Origin of the sequence: Sorangium sp. So ce145 (assembly GCF_051525985.1) — a bacterium.
In the GTDB taxonomy this organism is placed as follows: Bacteria; Myxococcota_A; Polyangia; order Polyangiales; family Polyangiaceae; genus Sorangium; species Sorangium cellulosum_B.
Map to the genome: position 1 here is coordinate 106,686 of NZ_CP150315.1, position 14,592 is coordinate 121,277.

At 73.3% G+C, this 14,592-nt stretch carries 12 protein-coding genes; 8 read left to right on the forward strand and 4 right to left on the reverse strand.

Annotated features, from left to right (window positions below):
• Window positions 1-28: 28 nt before the first annotated feature.
• The 3 genes from WMF34_RS00400 to WMF34_RS00410 all read left to right on the forward strand — a co-directional run bounded on the left by WMF34_RS00400 (window position 29) and on the right by WMF34_RS00410 (window position 1,531).
• Window positions 29-340 carry a hypothetical protein gene (locus WMF34_RS00400; protein WP_012232709.1) on the forward strand — a complete coding sequence of 104 codons (312 nt, stop codon included), beginning with the start codon at window positions 29-31 and terminating at the stop codon, window positions 338-340.
• Window positions 341-547: 207 nt separating this feature from the next.
• On the forward strand, window positions 548-1,075 hold the full coding sequence (locus tag WMF34_RS00405) for a hypothetical protein (protein WP_437992044.1): 528 nt from the start codon (window positions 548-550) through the stop codon (window positions 1,073-1,075).
• A 132-nt stretch (window positions 1,076-1,207) separates the two neighbouring features.
• Entirely contained in the window at window positions 1,208-1,531 is a 324-nt protein-coding gene (locus WMF34_RS00410; RefSeq protein WP_157906340.1) for a hypothetical protein, read from the forward strand.
• On the opposite strand, the gene WMF34_RS00415 is transcribed toward WMF34_RS00410, so the two are convergent.
• Window positions 1,468-5,232, reverse strand: coding sequence for a UvrD-helicase domain-containing protein (locus WMF34_RS00415; RefSeq protein WP_437992045.1), 3,765 nt, complete (start codon window positions 5,230-5,232; stop codon window positions 1,468-1,470). The two genes, WMF34_RS00410 and WMF34_RS00415, sit on opposite strands and share 64 nt — an antisense overlap.
• Before the next feature lie 251 nt (window positions 5,233-5,483).
• Between WMF34_RS00415 and WMF34_RS00420 the strand changes: the two genes are divergently transcribed.
• From WMF34_RS00420 to WMF34_RS00435, 4 genes are read left to right on the forward strand one after another with little or no spacing between them, the layout of a single operon-like run.
• Window positions 5,484-6,443: a prenyltransferase gene (locus tag WMF34_RS00420; protein WP_437992046.1), complete on the forward strand. Its 960-nt coding sequence runs from the start codon at window positions 5,484-5,486 to the stop codon at window positions 6,441-6,443.
• Window positions 6,440-7,174 carry a ferrochelatase gene (locus tag WMF34_RS00425; protein WP_437992047.1) on the forward strand — a complete coding sequence of 245 codons (735 nt, stop codon included), beginning with the start codon at window positions 6,440-6,442 and terminating at the stop codon, window positions 7,172-7,174. The genes WMF34_RS00420 and WMF34_RS00425 overlap by 4 nt, the downstream gene beginning before the upstream one ends.
• On the forward strand, window positions 7,171-8,088 hold the full coding sequence (locus WMF34_RS00430) for a prenyltransferase (RefSeq protein ID WP_437992048.1): 918 nt from the start codon (window positions 7,171-7,173) through the stop codon (window positions 8,086-8,088). The genes WMF34_RS00425 and WMF34_RS00430 overlap by 4 nt, the downstream gene beginning before the upstream one ends.
• A gap of 14 nt (window positions 8,089-8,102) precedes the next feature.
• Window positions 8,103-8,822, forward strand: coding sequence for a lycopene cyclase domain-containing protein (locus tag WMF34_RS00435; RefSeq protein ID WP_437992049.1), 720 nt, complete (start codon window positions 8,103-8,105; stop codon window positions 8,820-8,822).
• Between the two features lie 194 nt (window positions 8,823-9,016).
• Here the strand turns inward: WMF34_RS00435 and WMF34_RS00440 are convergent, their stop codons facing one another.
• The 3 genes from WMF34_RS00440 to leuC all read right to left on the reverse strand — a co-directional run bounded on the left by WMF34_RS00440 (window position 9,017) and on the right by leuC (window position 13,417).
• Window positions 9,017-10,426, reverse strand: a complete 1,410-nt coding sequence (locus tag WMF34_RS00440) for a hypothetical protein (protein WP_437992050.1) — start codon at window positions 10,424-10,426, stop codon at window positions 9,017-9,019.
• 936 nt (window positions 10,427-11,362) lie between these two features.
• The gene (gene leuD / locus WMF34_RS00445; RefSeq protein ID WP_437992051.1) at window positions 11,363-11,980 is read right to left on the reverse strand and encodes a 3-isopropylmalate dehydratase small subunit; all 618 of its coding nucleotides are present in this window, start codon (window positions 11,978-11,980) and stop codon (window positions 11,363-11,365) included.
• Window positions 11,981-12,007: 27 nt separating this feature from the next.
• Window positions 12,008-13,417 (reverse strand): 3-isopropylmalate dehydratase large subunit, encoded by a 1,410-nt coding sequence (gene leuC / locus WMF34_RS00450; RefSeq protein ID WP_437992052.1) that lies wholly within the window; start codon window positions 13,415-13,417, stop codon window positions 12,008-12,010.
• A gap of 210 nt (window positions 13,418-13,627) precedes the next feature.
• Here leuC and WMF34_RS00455 point away from each other — a divergent pair, with 210 nt between their 5' ends.
• Window positions 13,628-14,539, forward strand: coding sequence for a LysR family transcriptional regulator (locus tag WMF34_RS00455; protein WP_044963587.1), 912 nt, complete (start codon window positions 13,628-13,630; stop codon window positions 14,537-14,539).
• Window positions 14,540-14,592 lie beyond the last annotated feature (53 nt).

The following is a 14,592-nucleotide window of genomic DNA, read 5'->3' on the forward strand; positions in this document are numbered from 1 at the left end:
GGGGTGGCGTGAAGGAGCGGGTGTTCCTGTGACGCTGGTCGTGATCCTCACGGTGCGCTGCGAGGCGCTCGACGCGTTCCGCGCGTACGAGAGGAAGGCCGCGGCGGTGATGGCGCGGTACGGCGGTGCGATCGAGCGGACGGTGGTGACCGCGCCCGACGGCGCTGGGCTCACCCTGAAGGAGATCCACCTCGTCACGTTTCCGGATGAACAAGCCTTCTCGGCATATCGCGGCGACGCCGAGCTCGGGGAGGTGGCGCACCTGCGGGGCGCGTCGGTCGTTCATACCGAGATCCTGCGCGGGGAAGAGGGACCGGACTACCACGTCGCCCCTGTCTGACCGGCGCCGCGGCAGGGCGCTGCATCACGTTCCGAGGACGGTGCCGCTCTCCGCTTGCAGGGGCGGTTCGGCGATGCACGCGGTGGCGACGCGCCGGAACCCGATCCGCTCATCGACGCGCGCGACGCGCGTGCCACGCGGCCGCCTGTCCGGCCGGAGCACGGCCGCGGCGGCCTCCCGCTCCGCCGGTCCGTGTAGACTCGTCCGATGCACCGACGTGGCTTTGGCGCGACCTGCGCCGCCCTTGCGCTCGCGACGCTCTACTCCATCGGCTGCGGTCCCTCGCCAGCTCAGCTGTCGTCTGGCGCCGCCGCCCCGGTCGAGCTCGTCCTTCCGCCCTCGCGCCCTGGCGCGATCGAGCCCAGGCTGGCGGCGGATGAGCCGGAGTCCCGGAGGAACGAGACACAGCGTCTGCCCTTCGTGGGCACGTGGGTCAGCGAGGACGACGGCTCGCTCATCGAGTTGAGCGCGACGAGCTTCCACCACCGCTTTCCGTACATGGGCGCTCCGCGTGACCTCTACGCGCGCGTCACCTCGTACAACACCGAGCGTGGCCACATCGCGCTCGAGTACACCCGCATCCTGCAGGATGGAGTCGAGGAGCCCATCGAGGAGCCCGTCGTGTACATGCGCTACGAGATCCGCGACGGCGGCCTGTACAAGCACGTCGACGCCGAGGATTTCCCCACCACCGTGGACGACGAGCGGTTCGTGCGGACCCCCGGCCGGCGGTGAGACGCGGCCACTACGTCGCCGGCAGCGGCTGCAACGTCGGCCTCCGTTATGGACTCAAGTTCTATACGCCCATGGTCGCCACCCGCAGCGCTGATCTTGAAGGCCACCCTGTACCGTGAGGAGGGCGGGGTCATGGTCCAGAAGAAGGAAGTGACGCTGCAGGGCAACTACGAGGACTTCGGTGGCTGCATGGTCGGCCCCCCGTGGGGAATCGACTTCAGCTCGTTGAGCCCGAATGAGCTGAAGGCCGGATTCGACCACCGCATCGTCGTCAGCGCTCGGAGTGGCAGCTGGAGCAGCTTCCCGATGCGGAAGTTCAAGATTCAAACGATGTGGGAGCCCCCGATCCGATCCGTTGAGCGCGAGCGCGGCGCAGGCCGCGACGGCGCCCCTCACACCCTGAGCACCACCCCTCTCGCCCTCTCACCCGTCGCCTCCGCGATCGCCTGCACGTAAAGCCGCACCTGCGCCTCCTGCGCCGCGTGCGCCGTGCCCGCGTCGGAGCCGGTCTTGAAATCGACCACGGTCCAGATCCCCACGTCGCCCACGCTCTCCCGGAACGAGAGGTCGACGATGCCCTCGGCGATCGTCCCGTCCTCGAGCCGCAGGAGCAGCGGCGTCTCCCGCTCGCACGCCCCGCGCGCGGCGCTCTCCGCTGCGCGCCGGAGCAGCGGGTGATCGAGCGCCGCGACCGCCGCCGCGACCGCCGCGTCGAGCTCCTCGGCCGGCGCCCCGAGCAGCCTCGCCTGCGCCGCCGCCACCGTCCTTACCTCGTCCTCGCCCGCCCGGAGATCCACCTCGGCGAGCACCGCGTGCACCAGCGTCCCGAACCGCTTGCCGTAGGGCCGGCCCTCGCGCGCGATCTCCGTCTGCTCGAACGAGATCACCGGCAGCGCGTCCGCCCTCTCCCCGCGCGCCGCGCCGCCGCCGCTCCGCTGCGCGGCCGCCGCCCCCGCTCCGGCCGCCGCCGCTGCCGCTTCCGCCGCCTCGTGGCTGATCTCCGTCGCCGTCTTCACGCGGACCGCCGCCGTCGCGCCGTCCACGATCGCCCGCTGCCGCGCCTCCTGCCAGGCCTCGTGCCCGCGCTGCCCGAGCTCCGCTGCCAGCACGGCGCTCGCCGTCGCCCCGCTGCTCCCGAGGACCCCGGCGCCGCTCGCTGGCCCGGCGCTCACCGCCGCCCCGCCCGCACCGGCGCCGCTCGCGTCCGCCTGCAGGATCCGCTGCTGGCGCAGCCCCGCCTCCGGCTCGCGATCCAGATCCAGCGCGCCAGGATCCCACCACACAACGCGGTGCGAGCCCGCCATCGGCGCGTGCTCCCCGGGCGCGACCGCGTCCCGCTCGTCGGCCTCGCACCGCGCCGGACGCTCCAGCACCGTGTCGGTCCCGAACGGCGGGCAACCGAGATCCTCGCAGCGCCGAGGGCTCCGTCGCTCGCGCGGCGCCGGGTAGAGCACCGGGTGCAGCACGTCGAGCCAGCCGTCGCTCGTGCCGTCGCCCGGGCGCGCGTCGCCCACCGCGGGCACGACCAGGAGCTCGCGCGCGCGCGTCGCCGCCACGTACGCGAGCCGCACCGCCTCCTCGCGATCGCGGCGCAGCACCTCGTCGCGGCGCTCGACGAGCTCCGCGGGCACGCAGCCGGCGATGGGCTCCGCCCACAGTCCGAGCTCCGGATCCACGTGCCGCGACGGGAGCTGGTGCACCGCCGGCGACGCCGGATCCGCCAGGATCACCACCGGGAACTCGAGCCCCTTGGCCCGGTGCACCGTCATGATCCGCACCCCCTCCGTCCCCTCCTCGACGACCGGCGCCTCCGCGACCTCGCCCCGCTCGGCGTCGAGCTCGAGCCGCTCCACGAACGCGCGGAACGACGTCGCGCCGGCCGCCTCGAAGCGCCGCCCGAGATCCATCACCCGCAGCACGTTCGCGAGCGCTTGCTCCCCCGTCGGCCAGATCGCGATGCCCGCGTGCGCGCGCGTCTCGTCGAGGAGCCCGCCGAGGGTGTCCGCGATCGGCCGCCGGTTGCGCTCGCGGTGCAGCCTGCCGAGCACCGCGAGCGCCTCCGCGACCTCCCGGAGCGGCCGCGCGCCGCCCTCCACCGCGAGATCGAGCGATCCGTCGTCCGGCGGTTGAAACAGCGGGTGCAAGCGCCGGAAGCGGTCGCGGTAGAGCAGGAGCACGTCGTCCGTCAGCGCGAAGAGGGGCCCGCGCAGCGTCGCGTAGACGCTGAGCTCGTCGTCCGGCCACTCGATCGCGAGCAGCGCGCTCCGCACCGCCATCACCTCCTCGCGATCGTGGAACGACCGCCCGCCCACGAGCACGTGCGGGATCCGCCGCGCCTCGAGCGCCCGCACGTAGGCGCGGGTCGCGTCCTCCCCGAAGGTCTGGAAACGCTTGAACAAGAGACAGATGTGCCGCGCCTCGAGCGGCACCCGCTGGCCCGGGCGCTCGCGCTCCGTGACCGTCCAGCGCCGCGCGCCGTCACCGTCCAGCGCCGCGCCGGCGCCCGCGCCGCCGTGGATGAGGTGGTGGACGAAGGCGCCGACCGCGTCCGGGATCGACTGCCGCACACGGAAATCGGAGATCTTGCCGAAGTCGCCGTAAGGCCGCGGCACCGGGAGCGCGATGACCGTCGGCTGCTCCGGCGGATCGTCCCGGAACCGCTCGAGCGCGACGTACCGCGCCTGGGTCGCCGCGCGCTCGCCCTCCGCGGTGCCTCCTTGCATCAGCGGCGCGAACGCCGCGTTGACGGCCTCCTGGATCGACGGGGCGCTGCGGAAGCTCGTCGACAGGTACAGGACGCTCGCGCCGCACGCGACGAGCCGGGCCTTGGTCGCCTCGTAGAGCGCGACCTCGGCGCGGCGGAAGCGGTAGATGGACTGCTTCGGATCGCCGACCACGAAGAGCTTGCCGGGCACCGGGCGCGCCCGCGTCCAGTCGGCCTCGGAGAGGTCGTCGGCCGCGAGCAGGAGCAGGATCTCCGCCTGGAGCGGGTCGGTGTCCTGGAACTCGTCGACGAAGAGGTGCGAGAAGCGGAGGTTGAGTTCCTCGCGCACGCCGCGGCTCGATCGGAGGAGGTCCCGGGCGCAGAGGAGCAGGTCGAGGAAGTCGAGCTTGCCGGCGCGGGCCTTGAGCGCGTCGTACGCCTCGATCGGCGGCCGGAGCTCGCGCGAGAGGCAGGCGGCGAGATCGGCGCTCGCGGCCGTGAGCACGGCGTCGAGCTCGACCTTCACGCGATCGCGCTGCGCGAGCACCTCGGCGCGCGTGAGATCCCCGCCGAACGCCTTGCCTGAGCCCTTCCAGCGCCATTCCTTCCAGCGCGCGACGTCGCCGAGCTCGGCCTCCAGGCCGTCGTGGTCGCGCCCGCCCGTCACCTCCTCGCGGCGGCGGAGCTCCGCGAGGTAGCGGTCGAGGTTCCGGAGGCTCTGCGCGAGGTAGTCGCCCTCCCGGTCGGCCTCGGCGCCCAGGTCCGCGAGCGCCGCGAGGCGGTCCAGGATCTCGTCGATCGCGCGCTCGCGGTCGAACGGATCGCGCCGCCAGGGGCGCGTGAAGTCGCGGTGCTCGGCGAGCCTCCACGCCGCGCTCCGGAGCAGGTCGCGCGGGCCCTGCGCGCCGTCGCGCGGGCGCCGTCGCAGGATCCGGCGCACGCCCTCGGGCGGGTCGTTCAGGGTGCGCTGGAACCAGGCGTCGAAGGCCTGGTCGAAGAGCGCCTCGGCCTGATCCGCGGCCGCGACCTGGAACAGCGGGTCGACGCGCGCCTCGACCGGCCACTCGCGCAGGAGGTCGGCGCAGAAGGAGTGGATGGTCCCGATGCGGGCCGCCTCCAGGTGCGCGAGCGCCTCGTCGAGCCGCGCGCGCTCCGCCGGGCCTGCGCCCGGGTCGCTGCGCGCCCGCTCGATCTCGGCCCGGAGGCGCAGCTTCATCTCGCCGGCCGCCTTCTCCGTGAAGGTCACCGCGACGATGCGATCGAGCGTCCCGCCGCCCTCCTCGGGCGCCCTCCGCAGCACGGCGACGATCCGCGACACGAGCGCGGTGGTCTTGCCGGTGCCCGCGGCGGCCTCGACGACGAGCGTCGTCCGCAGATCGTCGCGGATGCGGCGGCGGGCGGGCTCATCCGCGAGCTCCCGCGCGCCGCGCGGCCGGGTCGCGTCGGCGGTCACGCGCGCCTCCGCGCGGGCTCGAGGCGCTGCCCGGGGGCGCGCGGCAGGAGCGCGCCGGCCAGGCTCGGGGAGGGGAGGAAAACGTGCCGCACTGGGTCGCGTGGGGAGGCTGTCGGGGGGAGTAAGGTGGCTCAGATCGGCGTCGAAGGAAACGCTGCCGTGCCCGGCGGAAAGGCGGTCCGTTTTCCGGACGGGCTCATGTAGCCCCTGAGCGTGGATGTTCTTGTGCTAGCAGCAGGGGGAGCTGATCCATGCGCCTCGAGTCGATGAGCCCTGGAGCGCGGTGGGCGTACGCGCTCAAACCCGCGAGCTGGCCCAAGGTGCTCGTCCCGGCCGTCTGCGGGCACGCGGTGGGCGCGGCCGCCGCCGGCCGGCTGTCCCCGGGGGCCCTCGCCTTCGGCGCGCTGTGGATGATGGCCGACGTCGCCTTCGTCGTGCTCCTGAACGACTGGGGCGATCGCGAGGTGGACGCCCTCAAGCGACGCATGTTCCCGGACGGCTGCTCGCCGAAGACCATCCCGGACGGCATCCTTCCCGCCAGGGCCCTCCTGCTCGCCGGGCTCGGGGCCGGTGTGTCCGCCTTGCTCATGGCCTGGGGGGCCGGCGCCGCGCTCGATCGCCCGCTGCTGCTCCCCCTGGCCGCGCTCGGCCAGCTCGTCTTCGTCGCTTACACGCTGCCGCCGATCAGGCTCAATTACCGCGGCGGCGGCGAGCTCCTCGAGATGGCCGGCGTCGGCGGCGTGCTCCCCGCGCTGCACGCGTATACCCAGTGCGGCGTGCTGGCGCCGGCGTGGCTCGTCGCGCTCCTGCCGGGGTTGCTCCTGCTCGCGCTGGCGAGCGCGCTGGCCAGCGGGCTGTCCGACGAGCAGAGCGACCGCGCCGGCGGCAAGCGCACCGTGGCCACGCTGCTCGGCAATGCGGCCACGCGCCGGGTCACCGAGGCCCTCGCCGGCCTCGGCCCGCTCCTCTGGCTCGCGGCGCCCTTCCTCGCCGAGGACGCGCCGCCGCTCTGGTCGGTCGCGCCGGCGGCGGCCGTGGCGCTCTTCTTCAGGGCGCGGCTCCTCGAGAAGAGCCCCGAGGCGGTGACGAACGCCTTCGCCGCGCAGGCGGCCTACAAGCGCGAGCTCCACCGCGCGATCCAGTGGGGCATCGCCGCCCTGTCGGCGGCCGTGCTCGCCGCAGGGCTCCGCGCCGGGGGAGGGCCGACATGACGGGCGTCGAGGTCATCCCTCCGGAGGAGCGCGACGCGCTCGCGCGCCTCACGCCCCTCCTGGGCGCGCGGGCCTCGGTCGCGCCGGACCGGCCGTGCGCGCCCACCCCCGCCGCCCTGGTCGAGCAGATCGTGAACGGCAGCGAGGACGCCGAGCGCGCGCGCGCCTTTGCCCGCGGGCTCGGCGAGGTGATCCGCGCGGTCGCCGACAACTTCCCCGACAACATCTTCTGGGATGTCGACTACCTGGCCTGCTGCCTGTGGCAGGCCGGGAGCGCGCCCGCGATCGGCGACTTCGCCCGCCGGGTGGTGTCGCTCTGCCTGGGCTTCGGCAACAAGTCGAAGCTGCGCTTCCGCTACGCGCACGACTTCCTCTACGGCTACGACTGGGCTCGCTGGGTGATGCGCAAGCCGGAGGAGCGCGCGGGCATCGGGCCCTTCGACGTCTCGTTCTTCGACTACCTCGACGGCCGGCAGAGGGCGCTCGTCGAGCTCGTGGCCAGCAACGACCGCAAGTACTCGCAGCTGAACGGCCGGGAGTACCGCAACCCCTTCTCGTTCATCCGCGAGCCGCCCGAGGAGTCGCAGCTCCACTGCCTGCTCGCCCAGGTCGACCTGATCCCGCTCAAGGCCTGGCGCCTCGACGGCGAGCGCCGCTGGGACCTCCCCTTCACCGATCTGCGCGCCAAGCTGGCCGATCGCCTCGGCCTGTCGCGGGGCGAGGGGCGATGAGCGCCCGGCCGGGCGCGCTTCGAGCGTGGCTCGATGCGTCGCGGCTGGCCTCGCAGCCGAGCATCGCGCTCCCGCTGCTGCTCGGGCAGCTCGTCGGCGCGCGGGCGGCAGGCCGACCGCTCGACGTGGGGACGCTCGCGGCGGTCCAGCTGTTCGGCCTGCTGGACCAGCTCTTCATCGTCTACGCGAACGACGTCGCCGACCAGGAGACCGATCGCCGCAACCGGACCGCCACGCCCTTCTCGGGCGGCTCGCGCGTGCTGGTCGAGGGGCGCCTCTCGCCCCGCGCGCTCGGCGCCGCGGCCGTCGTGTGCGCCGCGGCGCTCGTGGCCGTCTCGGCGGCGCTCGCCGCGGCGCTGGCGACGGCCGCCGCGCCGCTCCTCGTGCTCCTGGCGATCGCGGCGCTCCTGCTGCTCTGGGCCTACAGCTACCCGCCGCTTCGCCTGTCGTACCGCGGCGGCGGGGAGCTGCTCCAGATGGTCGGCGTCGGCGCGGTCCTGCCGCTCTACGGCTACATCGCCCAGGGGGGCGACCCGGCGCGCTTCCCCTTCGCGCTGCTCGCGTTCCTGCTGCCGAGCCACCTCGGCTGCGCGATCGCCACCGCGCTCCCGGACGAGCCCTCGGATCGCGCGAGCGGCAAGCGGACGCTGCCCGTGCGCGTGGGCGGAGAGCGGGCGGCCCGGTGTGTGGTCCTCCTGAACGGGCTCTCGCTCGTGCTCGCGCCGGTCGGCCTGGGCGCTGTGGGCCTGAGCCCTGGGGCGGGCCTGCTCGCGCCGGCGGCGGCGGCGCTCGTCGTGCTGCTGGCCCGCCCAGCGCCGCCGGGCTCGCGCCTGCTGCTGGTCCGGGTCGCGGCGGCGGGCGCGGCGACGCTGTCGCTGGTCGGCTCGACCGTCATCGCCCTCGCCGCGCGCTGAGGAGCGAGGGCGCCATGTCGCACGAGTTCCTGCTGCTCTCGTTGCTCTTCCTCCTGCCAGGAGGTGTCATCTGGCTCGCGCGCCCGGATCTGCGCCCCCTGATGAAGCGGATGGCGCTCGCCTCGCTGCCGTTCGCGGCGACCGAGCGGCTGTTCTACCCGAGGTACTGGGCTCCGAAGTTCGTGTTCGACCTGGCCGATCGGATCGGGTTCGGCATCGAGGACGTGCTGTTCGTCGTCGGGCTCAGCGGATTTTCCTCGACCGTCTATGCCGTTGTGTTCCGCCGCGCGCCGGTGCCCTGCGCGGCGCAGGGGGCGCCGCGCGCGCGACCGTGGTTGCGTGCCGGGGTGGTGATCGCGCTCGCGCTCGCCGCGGCCTGGGCGCTGGTCGCGGCGGGGGTGCCCGTCCTCTACGCCGCGGTGGCGGCGATGACGGCGTTCGCCGCGGCGCTCGTGGGGGCGCGCCGCGATCTGCTCGTGCCGGCCCTGCTCGGAGCGCTCCTGTCGGCGGCGCTCTACCTCGGCCTGTGCCTCGTCTTCGCGGCGCTCGTGCCTGGCGTGTTCGAGCGCACGTGGCGGCCCAGCGTGCTGCTGCCGGGGAGGGCGCTGCTCGGCGTGCCGCTCGACGAGGTCCTCTACGGGCTCGGCGCGGGCTTCGCGGCCACGGTGTTCCCGGCGTGGGCGTTCGGGTTCAGGTACGCGAAGGCGCCTCCGGTCGGGTCGCGCGCGGGCTGACGCCGGGGCCGCGCAACGCCGGGGCGGTGCTGTCCTGGAACGCCGATGCGCCGGGAGCGCCAGGGGATCGTGGTTCCCCTGGCGCTCCCGGCGCCTTCGTCATCGGATGGGAGCGGCGGCGCTCCAGCGCGCGGGCGGCGGCGTTTCGCTCGCGGAGCCTCCCGCGGTCGGGGGGATCGCCCGCGCCCGTCGCGTCACGGCAGCATCAGGACGCACTCGGTCCGGCAGACCGGGCCGGCGGCGCCGCCGCCGCTCGGCTCCTCGCAGATGGTCCGGATGATCGCGCCGGGGGGGCAGGTGGCTCCCTCCACGCACTCGATCCAGCAATCGCCGGGCGGGTACGCGTCAGCGCCGCCCATGCCGGTGCCGGTGCTGCTGCTGCTGCTCTCGCCGGAGCAGACCTTCTGCTCGATCATGCCCGCGGGGCAGTAGGGCTCGACGGGCACGCACTCGGTCCAGCAATCGCCGGGGTAGGGCATGGCGCCCATGCCGGTGCCGGTGCTGCCGGAGCTGCCGACAGAGACGGAGCTGCCGCCGCCGCAGACGGTCTGCGGGATGCTGTTCGGCGGGCAGTAGGGCTCGGTGGGCACACAGTCGGTCCAGCAGCCCCCGCCGGGGAAGGGCATGCCACCCATGCCGGTGCCGCTGCTGCTGCTCGTGCCGGGCACGGGCTCGCCGTCTTCGCAGATGGTCTGCTGGGTCGTGCCCGGCGGGCAGTAGGGCTCGACAGGCACACACTCGGTCCAGCAGTACTCCTGGCCGGGGTACGGGTCCTGGCCGGGGTACGGGCCGCTGCCGCCGTAGCCGGTGCCGGTGCTGCCCGAGCTGCCGACCGAGACCGCGCTGCCGCCGCAGACGGTCTGCGGAATGCTGTTCGGCGGGCAGTAGGGCTCGGTGGGCACGCAGTCGGTCCAGCAACCGCCGCCGGGGGGGCGCGGCGCGGCGAAGCCTGGATCGGAGCCGCCGATGCCCCCGCCGGCGCCGCCGGCGCCGCCGGTACCCGCCCAGCCGCCCGAGCCGCCGACGCCGACGCTGGTGCTGCTGGTGACGGAGGAGCCGCCGTCGCAGTAGGTCTGCGGGGTGGTGCCCGGCGGGCAGTAGGGCCCGGTGGGCACGCACTCGGTCCAGCAGCCGCCGCCGGGGTACGGCGGGCTCGCGCCCCCATCGGCGCCGCCGGTACCCGCCCAGCCACCCGAGCCGCCGGCGCCGCCGGTGGTGCTGCTGGTGACGGTGGTGCCTTCGTCGCAGAAGGTCTGCGGGGTTGTGCCGGGCGGGCAATAGGGCTCGACGGGCACACACTCGGTCCAGCACGGCTCGGAAGGCATCGGCATGCCGCCAGCGCCCCAGCCGCCGGAGCCGACAGCGCTGGCGCTGCCCCAGCCACCGGTGCCGCCGACGCCGGCCGTGGTGGTGCCGCCGCACACGGTCTGCTCGATCGTGCCCGGCGGGCAGTACGGCCGCGGCGGGATGCACTCGGTCCAGCACTGGCCCGGATCGACGGGGATGGCGGTGCCGCCGGCGAAGCCACCCTGGCCCGAAGAGGTGGTGCCGCCGCTGCAGATGGTCTGCTCGCTCCAGTCAGGAGGACAGATGCTGTCGGGCACACACTGCTCCTCGCACATCTCGCCGATCTCGCACGGTGAACAGACCGTCTCCCAGTGGAAGCCAGGTCCGCAGTCGGGCTCTGGTGGCGGTGAGGGCTCGTCCACGCCCCCACAGCCCTGCCCCTTGGCGCCGGTGAGCACAACGAGCGCGGAGAGCGCAATCAGACCCTGGAGAGAGGAGCGAGCGGCTGACGAACGCGAGATAAGAGAGGAGAAGATCGCGAAACGCATGGGGGGTACTCCATCCTGCGTGCCTGTGCGAGACACGCGATCAAGGAACGATGGCTCTGCGCCGCGGCATGCGAGCGCTGCTGCGCGCGGCGCCTCAGCGCCGACTCGGAGAGCTCGCGTGGAGATAAAGCACTGGACATGCCAGGCGCGTCCGCCCGCTCGGTGGCGTCACCGGCCGCACGGAGCGACGCGTATCGGCCGGCTTTTCGCGGCCGCGCGGCGCCGGCTGCGGGCATCCGCCCAGCGCGACGGGCCGCAGTGTGACGGGGAGCGCTGGTTACGTGTCACGTTGAGCCAACTGGCGCCACAGAGGGTGCCGGCAGGCAAGGGAATGGAAGGATGGGGAATTTTCTTATTGAGTGGGCTGGATTACAAGACCCAGGGGGGATGACCCGACCCGGATGACCCGACCCAGGTTGAGGCTCGCGGGGGATGACCCGACCCAGGTTGAGGTTCGCGGCTGGGATGACCCGACCCAGGTTGAGGTTCGCGGGGGATGAGCCGACCCAGGTTGAGGTTCGGCTGGGGATGACCCGACCCAGGTTGAGGTAGCGACCCAGGTTGAGCGGATCGCGACCCAGGTTGAGGTAGCGACCCAGGTTGACCCAGGTTGAGGTGCTCGACCCAGGTTGAGGTGCTCGGGGGATCGCGCGCCCCAGGCTGGGGCAGCGCCAGGTTGGGCCAGCGCCCCGATCCCGCGCGGAGCTACTGCGCGGAGGCGGCCCGCACGTAGGGCAGCCGCGCCGCCACCTGCCGGACCTCCGCGGCCCCCTCGAGCAGCTGGGCGATCGGATCCCAGGTGCCCCGGATCAGCGACTCGCGCGCGCCCGGCTTGATCGTGAAGGGCACCGTGAGATCGCTCCCCGCCCGGACGACCTGCTCCTGCAGGTCCACCGTGACGGGCGTCGTCGGGTCGGCGTTCACGCGCGCCACGAGCGCGGCGCGGTCCTCGCGGCTCACCGAGACGCAGGGAATGCCGAGCGTCGTCGAGTTGCCGAAGAAGATCTCGGCGAAGCTCTCGGCGATGACGGCCTTGAAACCCGCCTTCGCGATCGACTGCGGCGCGTGCTCGCGCGACGACCCGCAGCCGAAGTTGCGATCGGCGATCAGCACCGTGGCCCCCGCGAAGCGCGGGTCGTTCAGCGGGTGCTCCCGCTTCTCGCCGCGCTCGTCGAAGCGCACGTCCCGGAAGAGGTGCTCGCCGATGCCGTCGAAGGTGACGCACTTCAGGAAGCGCGCCGGGATGATGCGGTCCGTGTCGATGTCGTCCCCCGGAACGTGAACGGCGCGACCGGTGACGGATTGAATCAAATCGAGTGCCATTGGGATCTCCCTCGGGTGCGAGCGTCGTCAGATTCCGAACACGTCACGAGCGTCGGCGATCTCGCCGCGGACGGCGGCAGCCGCGACCATCACCGGGCTCATGAGCACGGTGCGCCCGGTGGGGCTCCCCTGCCTGCCCTTGAAGTTGCGGTTGGACGAGGAGGCGCACAGCTCATCCCCGATGAGCTTGTCGGGGTTCATCGCCAGGCACATCGAGCAGCCCGGCTCGCGCCACTCGAAGCCCGCCTCGCGGAAGACCCGATCCAGCCCCTCGGCCTCGGCCGCGCGCGCCACCTCCATCGACCCCGGGACGGCCAGCGCGCGCACGTGCGGCGCGACCCTGTGCCCCTGGATGCGCCGCGCCACCTCCCGGAAATCCGAGAGGCGCCCGTTCGTGCAGCTCCCGATGAACGCCACGTTGATCTTCGTCCCCTCGATCGGCTTGCCGCCCTCGAGACGCATGTACTCGAGCGCCTCGCGGATCAGCGCCCGCTCGGACTCGTTCGTCACGTCCTCGGCCGCCGGGACCTTCTCCTTCACCGAGATCGCCTGCCCCGGCGTGATGCCCCAGGTGACCGTCGGCGCGATCTCGCTCGCGTTGATCCGGACGACGTCGTCGTAACGCGCGTCCTCGTCCGAGGCGATCGAGCGCCAGTACTCGAGCGCCTTCTCCCACGCCTCGCCCTTCGGCGCGTACGGACGCCCCTTCATGTACTCGAACGTCACCTGGTCCGGGTTGACATAGCCGACCCGGGCGCCGCCCTCGATCGACATGTTGCACAGGGTCATCCGCTCCTCCATCGAGAACCCCTCGATGGTCGACCCGCCGTACTCGTACGCGTAGCCCGTGCCGCCGGACACGCCGAGCCGGCGGATGATCTCGAGGATGATGTCCTTCGCGTAGACGCCCGGCCCGAGCTTGCCCTCCACCTGGATCCGCCGGACCTTGAGCCGCTGGAGGCTCAGCGTCTGCGTGGCGAGCACGTCGCGCACCTGCGTCGTCCCGATCCCGAACGCGATCGCGCCGAACGCGCCGTGCGTCGACGTGTGCGAGTCGCCGCACGCGATCGTCATGCCCGGCTGCGTGAGGCCGAGCTCGGGGCCGATGATGTGCACGATGCCCTGCTTCCCCGACTCGAGATCGAAGAACGTGACGCCCTGCTCGGTGCACGCCTTCTTGAGCGCGTCGACCATCCCCTCGGCCAGCGTGTCCTTGAACGGCCGCTTGCGGTCGTCGGTCGGGACGATGTGATCGAGGGTCGCGAACGTCCGCTCGGGCATGCTCACCCGCAGGCCGAGATCGCGGAGCATCCCGAACGCCTGGGGACTCGTCACCTCGTGGATCAGGTGAAGGCCGATGAAGAGCTGGTCCTCGCCGCTCGGCAACGTGCGGACTTTGTGGAGGTCCCAAACCTTGTCATAGAGACTCTTACCCATGATGGCCTCTCGCGGTGCGCTGGATACGGGTGAAGGGGACGGCGTGCGGACCGGCCCGACGCCGGCGCCAGGGCGCGCCAGCGGCCTCCCTCGAAGGCGGCCGGCCGCCGCCGGTCTGGCGGTTCAACGTCGGGCGGGCGGCATGACTATGCGGGCGCGAGAGGATTAAGTCGAATGAAACTTTTTTCACGATCGATTAAGTAAAGCTACATGGACGCGTCGCTGCTCCCCGCGCTCGAGGACGTGCTGATGGTCGCCCGCTCGGGCTCGGTCGCCGAGGCGGCGCGGCGGCTGCACAAGACGCCGTCGGCGATTAGCCAGCAGGTGCGCCGGGTGGAGGAGCGCTTCGGGGTGGCGCTGTTCGAGCGCGACGGGCGCGGCGTGCGGCTGAGCCCGGCCGGCGAGGCGGCGCTCGGCGCGATCACGCGGCTGTTCGACCAGGCGGAGGGGGTGTTCGAGCTGCTCTCGGAGCTGGCGGGGGAGCCGTCGACGACCCTGCGCGTGGCGGCCAGCGACTACCTCGGCAAGGGGCTGCTCGTGCCGGTGATCCGCCAGATGCTCGAGAAGCGCGCGCCGGTGCGGTTCGCGATCACGACGGCGAACTCGGTCGACGCCGCGCGGGGGGTGGAGCGCGGCGAGGTGGATCTTGGCCTCGCGTCGGCGTCCTCGGCGGGCGGCGACCTCGTGAAGCAGCCGCTGTTCGTGCAGCCGTTCCTCTGGGTGGGGCCGCGGCTCAAGGGCACGGCGCCGGCGCTGCGCGAGCGGCTCCGGCACGAGCCGCTGCTCCGGCTGGCGCCCGGCAGCGTGGGGCGGCGGATGCTCGACGCGTACCTGGATCGCGAGCGGATCCGGCCCATCTCGACGATCGACGTGTCGAGCGTGTCGCTCCTCGTCTCGTACGTCTCCGGCGGGCTCGGCATCGGCCTCGCGCCGGCGCTCGCGCTGACCGAGGTTGCGCGCTCGCGGCTCGACGTCGAGGTCGCGGAGGTCGACCCGCTGCCCGTCGAGCTGATGACCCGCGAGAATTTCCGGCGCAACCCGATCGTCGAGCGCTTCGTCGAGCGGCTCGCCGCCGAGGGGCGCCGCGCGGAGCAGCGGACGCGCGCGCTCCTCGGCGGCTGACGCCGCGCGAGGCGCGCCGCCGCCCGTCAGGTGGACGGGGGCGCGACACGAGG

What these genes read in the sequence shown, in the direction of transcription:
- WMF34_RS00405 (WP_437992044.1), top strand. Translation starts at nt 548, where the DNA reads ATGCACCGACGTGGCTTTGGCGCGACCTGCGCCGCCCTTGCGCTCGCG.
- WMF34_RS00420 (WP_437992046.1), top strand. Translation starts at nt 5,484, where the DNA reads ATGCGCCTCGAGTCGATGAGCCCTGGAGCGCGGTGGGCGTACGCGCTC.
- WMF34_RS00425 (WP_437992047.1), top strand. Translation starts at nt 6,440, where the DNA reads ATGACGGGCGTCGAGGTCATCCCTCCGGAGGAGCGCGACGCGCTCGCG.
- WMF34_RS00410 (WP_157906340.1), top strand. Translation starts at nt 1,208, where the DNA reads ATGGTCCAGAAGAAGGAAGTGACGCTGCAGGGCAACTACGAGGACTTC.
- WMF34_RS00430 (WP_437992048.1), top strand. Translation starts at nt 7,171, where the DNA reads ATGAGCGCCCGGCCGGGCGCGCTTCGAGCGTGGCTCGATGCGTCGCGG.
- WMF34_RS00455 (WP_044963587.1), top strand. Translation starts at nt 13,628, where the DNA reads ATGGACGCGTCGCTGCTCCCCGCGCTCGAGGACGTGCTGATGGTCGCC.
- leuD (WP_437992051.1), bottom strand. Translation starts at nt 11,980, where the DNA reads ATGGCACTCGATTTGATTCAATCCGTCACCGGTCGCGCCGTTCACGTT.
- WMF34_RS00435 (WP_437992049.1), top strand. Translation starts at nt 8,103, where the DNA reads ATGTCGCACGAGTTCCTGCTGCTCTCGTTGCTCTTCCTCCTGCCAGGA.
- leuC (WP_437992052.1), bottom strand. Translation starts at nt 13,417, where the DNA reads ATGGGTAAGAGTCTCTATGACAAGGTTTGGGACCTCCACAAAGTCCGC.